A 7343-nucleotide genomic window follows, 5' to 3' on the forward strand; every position below is an offset into this window, starting at 1 on the left:
ACGGGCAGTTCACTACCGCGCTGCTAACGCGACACCCCACTCGCGCCAGGCTTACAAGCCAGCGTGATTTTATGTCGTGTTCGCGCCGCGCTTCCGTCATCGTGAGGCCGGCGAACGCAAGATCGTCCGTGGGCGGGCAGCCAAAGAACTTCTTCATCGAGTACGTGCGCAACAATCCGCGGGAGCCACGACGAATGACCCTGATGCGCGTTTGGCTGGTGGCCACAATGTCTGCCTGCGGCGCATGGATGGCGTGCGCAGCGCACGCTACCGCTTATGAGCAAGAGCCAGCGGCGGCCGACGTTGTTTTGGGCGAGAGGATCACGAATTCGATCGGCATGGACCTGAAGCTGATTCCAGCCGGCGAGTTCTTGATGGGGACCGCAGGAGCCGCGGAAGACGACGAACAACAGCATCGAGTGCGCATCACGCGACCATTTTATATGGGCGTGTACGAAGTGACGCAGGTTGAATATCGCAAAGTGATGGGGAAGAATCCCAGCTACTTCTCAGCGACAGGTAAGAGCAGTGCGAATGTCGAAGGGATGAACACGCTGCGCTTTCCCGTCGATAATGTCACGTGGGACGACGCGGTCCGCTTTTGTCAGAAGCTTAGCGCAACCGAAGGCCGCACCTATCGCCTGCCCACCGAGGCAGAGTGGGAATACGCCTGCCGCGCAGGAACCGCATCGGATTATCATGCCGGAGATTCCTTGCCCCAGAACGAGGCCCGGATCAGCGCGATGCGAACGGCTGACGCGCAGCGCCCTACGGCGGTAGGATCGTACCGCCCCAATCGATTCGGCCTGTACGACATGCACGGCAACGTGTGGGAATGGTGCTCGGACTGGTACGATAAGAACTATTACACGCAGTCCCCGCGCGAAGATCCACAGGGTCCGGCCGACGGCGACTATCACGCCGATCGCGGCGGCTGCTGGGCCAGCGTCGACGAAACCTGCCGCTCGGCCAATCGACGTAGCGACCCCGCCAACCGGTCCGACATTTTGGGCTTTCGCGTCGTCCTGGTTGCGCCCCAGCCCGAAAAGCAAGACAGCTCGCCAGCCAAACCGAACGATTGTCCCTGATGCGCATCTTCGCGAATCGCCGGGCGCATTAGCCGGCCTGCTGCTTGCCCGCCACAGCGAAGCCGTCGAGAAAGTTGCGCAGCAACTGTTTGCCGACGGGCGTGCCGATTGACTCGGGATGAAATTGGATCCCATAGATCGGAAACTCGCGATGGCGGACGGCCATGATCACCTGGTCCTCGGTCTTGGCCGTGACCTCCAGGCATTCGGGCATCGTTGCCGGATCGCCCACCAGCGAGTGATAACGCATGGCCTGAAACGTGCGCGGGATGCCCGCGAAGAGCGGGTCGCCGTTGTGCAAGACTTCGCTGGTCTTGCCGTGCATCACGTGATCGGCGCGCATCACTCGCCCGCCGAAGGCGTGAATGATTCCCTGGTGCCCCAGGCACACGCCCAGCATGGGGATAGTGCGCCCCAAGTGCAAGATCACCTCGCGGCAGATGCCGAAATAGCGCGCGTCGTCGGGCCGGCCCGGCCCTGGTGAAATAATAATGCGATCCGGACTTTGGCGCGCAAGCTCGGCCAGCGAGACCTTGTCATTGCGAAACACGATCGGCCGCTCGTCGAGCTCTCCCACATATTGAAAGAGGTTGAACGTGAACGAATCGTAGTTGTCGAGGATGACGGTCTTCATGCGACGTTGCGCGTGCTGCTGCACGCTTAGCTTCCGTTGGGCGTAGGCAGGTTTTCTAGCGCCGTGATCAAGGCGCGGGCCTTGTCGAGAGTCTCTTGATACTCGGCGCGCGGGTCCGAGTCGGCCACGACCGCGCCTCCCACGCTGAAGTAACAGCGCCCGTCAGTCACGACAAACGTGCGAATGGCGATCGACAGGTCGATCGTACCGCAGAAATCCAGATAGCCGATCGCGCCGGAATAAATGCCCCGCTTGACCGGTTCCAGCTGGTCGATGATTTTCATGGCCTCGATCTTGGGCGCCCCCGTCATCGAGCCCCCGGGAAACGATGCGCGAATCAGATCCAGCGCATCCCGGTCGTCGGCCAGTTCGCCACGCACGGTCGAAACCAGTTGAAACACCGTGGCATACGGCTCGACCACCATCAGCTCGGGCACATGCACCGAGCCGAATTTGCAAACTCGGCCCAGGTCGTTGCGCACCAGGTCGACAATCATCATGTTCTCGGCCCGATCCTTGAGTGACGTGGTCAGCTCGCGCCGCGCCGCCGCATCCTCGGCAGCACTAAGACCGCGGCGGCGCGTTCCTTTGATCGGGCGGCTCTCTGCCACACGGTCTGGGCCCATGCTCACGTAGCGCTCGGGCGACGACGACAGCACCTGCGCCTCGGGAAATCGCAGGTACGACGCAAACGGCGCCGGATTGATCCGCCGCAATTCTTGATAGAGCTGCCAAGGATCGGCGGTCAGCCCTGCATCGAGCCGATGCGTGAGGCAGATTTCGAACGCATCGCCCGCGAAGATGTGTTGCCGGCACGTCTCGACCAGCCGGCAATAGGCCTCGGCGTCGAATTGAGAATGCACGGTGACCTCGGCCGCACGTTGCCGACCATTTACGGCGACATCGTCTTCGCATCCGGCCGTATCGAACGCCGCGATCCGGGCGAGCATCTTGTCGCGGCGCAGCTCGGCGGCGCGGCGGGCGTCGTCGCTGGTGGGACCGCGCCCCACGACCGACAGAAACGATTTGCCCGACTCGTGGCACTGCGCCAGCAGCACGTCGTGCAACATGAAGTACACGTCGGGCAGCTCGAGGTCGTCGGCCCCTTGGTCGGGCAATTCCTCGACGAAGTGGCCCGCCTCGTAGCCGAAATAGCCGACGGCGCCCGCCAACAGCGGCACCGGATGGTCTTGATACGTGCCGTGGTCGATCGCATGCTCGTTGAGCACGCTGCGCAGATCATCGAACAGATCGGCCGTGCGCGTTTCGACAATCGGCCGGGCAAGCACGCGTCCTTGCGGATCGTGCCGGTAAGTGACTTCGATCTGCGCCAGGGCCGCGCCTCCCGCACGCAGGCGGCGCTTGGCCTTGTAAACCAGGAAGGGATCGGCGCCGAGGAACGAATATCGCCCCAACCGGGCGGACCCAAGCGCGCTATCGAGCAGGAAGGCATACGGCTCCTGCTGGTGCATTTGCTGATAGCGCCAGAAGGGCGCCGCCAGATCCAATTCGACCAGCAAATGACAGGTCGCGCACGATGTGTCGCCCAGCAGCGCCGGACTATCGGATTTCATCGACCGCGAGGCCTCTCGTGCGATTCGTAGCGCTGCCAACGTCTCCCCAACCATAATCTAGGGGACACGGCAGGATTCTTAAAGGGACGGGCTGCGCTGGCCGTTTTTCGCTCCCCGTGCCCGAGCGGGACACTTCCGGAGACCGCCGCAGTGGATCGACTTGCACGCCTTCCCGCGGATGTGACGATTTCAGGGTACGCCGCCATTGGGACGCGGCGCTTTACGGATGCACTGCTTTATGGATGCACAGCCGCACCGCCATCCACCGTCAGCGTTTCGCCTTGCACCAGGTCGCTCAGCGGGCTGGCGAGAAACAGCACCGTGTCGGCCACGTCGTCGGCCGTGAGCATGCGTTCTCCCATCATCGAGCGATCCTTGCGGGCGTTAAAGATCACGTCAGCGCCGGGAATGCGGCGGGTCGAATCGGTCTCGACCAGCCCGGCCTTGATCACGTTGACGTTGACGCCCAGATTTCCTACTTCCAAGGTCAAGTGGCGGACCAGGCTCTCGAGCGCCGCCTTCGAGCTGCCGATCAGCCCGTAGAAGGGGAGCGCCATGTGCGAACCGTGGCTCGACAGCGCGATAACCTTCGAGCGCCCTGCGCCCTCGGCACGCTTCATCAGCGGCAGTGCCGACTGCACCAGGTACAGTAGCGCCAGCACATTCGTGCTATAGGCGGCCTGAAAGTTTCGTCCGGTGGCGGCCATCAAGGGGCGGAATCCGCCTGTGGCCGCGTTACTTACCAGAATGTCGAGCTTGCCGAAGCGTTCTTTGATCGCGTCCATCATGCTACGGACGTCGTCCTGCTCGCTGACGTCGGCCTTGACCACCAGCACGTTGCGGCCAAGCTCCGCGATCTGCTCGGCCAGCTCGTTCGCCGCCTGGCGATTTACCACGTAGTTAACGATGATGTCCGCCCCCGCTTCGGCCAGGCGCAATGCCGTGGCGCGCCCAATGCCGCGCGAGCTACCGGTGACGAGGGCCACTTTTCCGTGCAGGTCGATCATGTGTTGTTACCCAAGAAATAAAACAAAACGATGGTTTGATGTTATCGATTGCCGAGAGATGCCATTACCGCCACGTGTCCGTCGACCGTCCATGAACGCAGGCGCAGGTCCTGCAGTGCGGCTCCGCCATAGGTTCCTCGCCCGTGGGGGAGCACTTCGACCTGGCGCGGATCGAAGCTCTCGCCCCGATTGCAGGCTTTGTACAACGCCTCTTTGGCAGACCAGATAAAGCAAGCGATGCCGCTCGAGCGGGCCTCGGCCACCCACGCGCGCTCGGCCTGGGTGAACCACAACTGGCTCAGGCTGGCAGGTAGCGGCCGGCTGACCGCCACATCCACACCGAGCAAAACGTCCGACCTCTCGCAAATAGCCGCCAGCACGCCGCGATCCGTGTGCGAAATCGACAGCGACCAGCCACGTTCGACCCCGTTCCAACTGACGCGGGGACGATTCACGCGCCCGTCAGTATCGCGAGACAGGATTTCGATCGTGTTCCCTGCGGCGCCAGGGGCCAGGTGGTCGGCGATCAGCTGTTTCGCCAGCGCCCGGCCGCGCAGCCAGGCCCGCCGGCGCCCGGCATCGCGCCACGTGCGCAATTCGGCCTGTTCGCGCACGCTCAGCCAATCGTCCGCAGGACGATCGGCCCAGGCGTCGAGCGACGACCCTGACAGGTAGCGGTGATAAATGTTTGCTGGTTGCATCGACGACTCTCGCTCGCTCAATTCTGTCGCAACATCACGACGCGATGCCCCTCGACGGCCACGATCACGGCGCGATCCTCGCCAAAAATCGTGAAGTCATAAATCGCGTGCTGCGCTTCCATCGCGCGACAGCGGAACTGGACCAGGCATTTTTCGTTATCGCGCGGCATGCGGCCGCGCCGCACCAACTCTAGCGAGTGCGGCAGCGACACGGCATCTCCGCCGAACACAAAGGCGTGCGTGCCACAAGCGTAGAAGGCGGCATCCAACACCGTGGCGGGAATGATCCACTCCTGGCCCGCCCGCGCACCGCCGAAGGCTCGCAGCGGAAGTGCCACTAACTGCGCCCAGCCCCCCTCTTCGCCTAGCGACAGAGCTTTCATGCCTTGCAACGTCGGTCCGTGGTACATCTGCAGGCTATTCGTGAATTCAAACGGAACCCATTCCGTCGGCGGCTCGGGCATCTCGGCCGTATACGGCACGAACTTATCCACCACCGCCACTGTGGCGCGCTGATAAATCCGGTCCTTGTGCATCAACTTGCCGATCCGATTGTGGAAGTCCGCGATCAACTCGCATTCGACGGTGCCATCTGCCTGGGGAACGGCCGTCACGTGTGCGATGATCGGTTGCTCGTTGCGAAACGCCAGCCCGTCCACCATCTGCGCGTTGCGCACTTCGGCCACCGTTTTGCCGCTGGCCAAGGCGGCCGCCTCGGCTTGCGATTCCAGCCCCACGACCGCGGCCAGAAACGGCTTGCCGCGCAATTTGTGGTCCAGCAGAAACGGATCCGTCGTCGGGTCGAAGCGTATCTCGGCTTCGCTCCCCGGCTGCCCCTCGCGCGGGCGGATCGAATCCACAAGCGGCAGTTGGGCAATATCGATACTGCCTGTCGCCGCCGGTGCGGCGACCGTGAAGGGATAGAACGTGCGTTCGAAGAACCCATCGGTGATCAAAACCTCGGCCGTGGGGAGACTGGCCTCGAGCTCGCGACAGAGATGATCGATCCCCTCGCGCGGCGAGATGAATTCCATCTTCAGGATGCCCTTGGTGCCGACATTGCTGTCGCCCAGCATGGCCATGCCGACCTCATCCCACGATTGCCAGTGCAAGCAAGACGAGGCACAGTCAGGCCGCGTCGAGCGATACCAATCGATCAGCTTGGCCAGCATGTCGTTGGCGGCTGCGTAATCGGCCAGCCCGTTGCCGCCAAAGCGGCCACTGATCGAACCGAAACCGACGAAGTAGCGGACTGGGTCTTGCCGCGTCAGCGACATGAGTCCGACGGCACCATCCAACTTGCCGGCGAAGGTGCGTTCGAGCTTCTCCCGCGTGCGCGTGCCAAAGCGACCCGAGTCGGCGAATCCGGCGCCGTGTACGATCCCGTCGATCGGTCCGTCCACGCGGCGGATTTCGGCCAGCACCTTGGCTAGTTGCTGCCAGTCGGCCAGATCGCACGAGTGGTACGTCGCCTGCACGCCGGCGGCGGCAAATTTTTGCAGCGATCGGTAGATCTCGATATCGCACTTGATGCGCTCCCACTCGCGATCGGGCGAACGCCCTTCGGCAATGGCGCGGCGGACGATCTGCACCTTCATTTCGTCTAGTTGATCGTCTGTCGAATGCCGCCAGGGGGCGTCTTCTTGCGGCACTTCGCTGCGGCCGATCAGGTGCAATTTCGCACCAAAGCGCTGACCCAGCGCCAAGGCCACCGCGGCAGTGATTCCCCGCGCGCCCCCGGTGGCTACCCAGGTGCCGCCGCGGGGCACTTCGTGTCGAGGTAACGACTCTACGGGACGCAACACCGAGCGCACGATGCGCCGCACGCCGCGCGACCAGGCAACTTCCACGTCGGGCGCGTCCGCGGCCAGCTCGCGGAAAATCGCCTCGACAACGGCGGCAGCCGGTTCGTCCGCCGAGGCGTCGATCGCCTTGGCGCGAACTTCTCGCTTCGGCTTGCGCGTGTCCTCGATATACAGCGATTTGATCAAGCCCGTCAGCGAGCCGCCGTCGGGCGTCGTCACCTGACCGGAGAGTCCTAAATCTCCTCCCAGCGAAGTCGCGGCCACGACCGTGATAGGCGTCGTATCTTTGGCCCTCATCCGCAAACGGAACCACTGCTGTGCGGTGAGGAACGGATTGACTAATCCCTGCGCGCGCCGTCGTTGCCACGCAGCTTGATCCAACAACGGCGCGTTACCTTCGTCGCGTCCCGACATCAAGAACAAATAGCGTGGCTTGTGCGCCGCGTAGACCGCGTCGATCGCAGCCATGGCTTCTTCGGCCGAAACGTCCACCGGCAGCATGTGCACGGCGACGCCCGCGGCCACCAATCGCTC

General features: G+C 63.1%; 6 protein-coding genes. 1 reads left to right on the forward strand and 5 read right to left on the reverse strand.

The genetic code is table 11. The features are described from left to right. The first annotated feature begins 194 nt into the window (after positions 1 to 194). Complete coding sequence (locus VGG64_12560) at positions 195 to 1088, forward strand: SUMF1/EgtB/PvdO family nonheme iron enzyme (protein ID HEY1600430.1); 894 nt, start codon at positions 195 to 197, stop codon at positions 1086 to 1088. Positions 1089 to 1116: 28 nt separating this feature from the next. On the opposite strand, the gene VGG64_12565 is transcribed toward VGG64_12560, so the two are convergent. The 5 genes from VGG64_12565 to VGG64_12585 form a co-directional block, all read right to left on the reverse strand. Next, positions 1117 to 1722 (reverse strand): aminodeoxychorismate/anthranilate synthase component II, encoded by a 606-nt coding sequence (locus VGG64_12565; protein HEY1600431.1) that lies wholly within the window; start codon positions 1720 to 1722, stop codon positions 1117 to 1119. A gap of 26 nt (positions 1723 to 1748) precedes the next feature. After that, positions 1749 to 3296, reverse strand: a complete 1548-nt coding sequence (pabB, locus tag VGG64_12570) for an aminodeoxychorismate synthase component I (protein HEY1600432.1) — start codon at positions 3294 to 3296, stop codon at positions 1749 to 1751. Positions 3297 to 3532: 236 nt separating this feature from the next. Beyond that, on the reverse strand, positions 3533 to 4303 hold the full coding sequence (locus VGG64_12575) for an SDR family oxidoreductase (GenBank protein ID HEY1600433.1): 771 nt from the start codon (positions 4301 to 4303) through the stop codon (positions 3533 to 3535). Between the two features lie 41 nt (positions 4304 to 4344). Continuing rightward, positions 4345 to 5004, reverse strand: a complete 660-nt coding sequence (locus VGG64_12580; GenBank protein HEY1600434.1) for a 4'-phosphopantetheinyl transferase superfamily protein — start codon at positions 5002 to 5004, stop codon at positions 4345 to 4347. Between the two features lie 17 nt (positions 5005 to 5021). Further along, positions 5022 to 7343 (reverse strand): SDR family oxidoreductase (locus VGG64_12585; protein HEY1600435.1); only part of this gene is annotated, 2322 nt, incomplete at its 5' end.

It is taken from the genome of Pirellulales bacterium, from assembly GCA_036490175.1.
Taxonomy (GTDB): Bacteria; Planctomycetota; Planctomycetia; order Pirellulales; family JACPPG01; genus JACPPG01.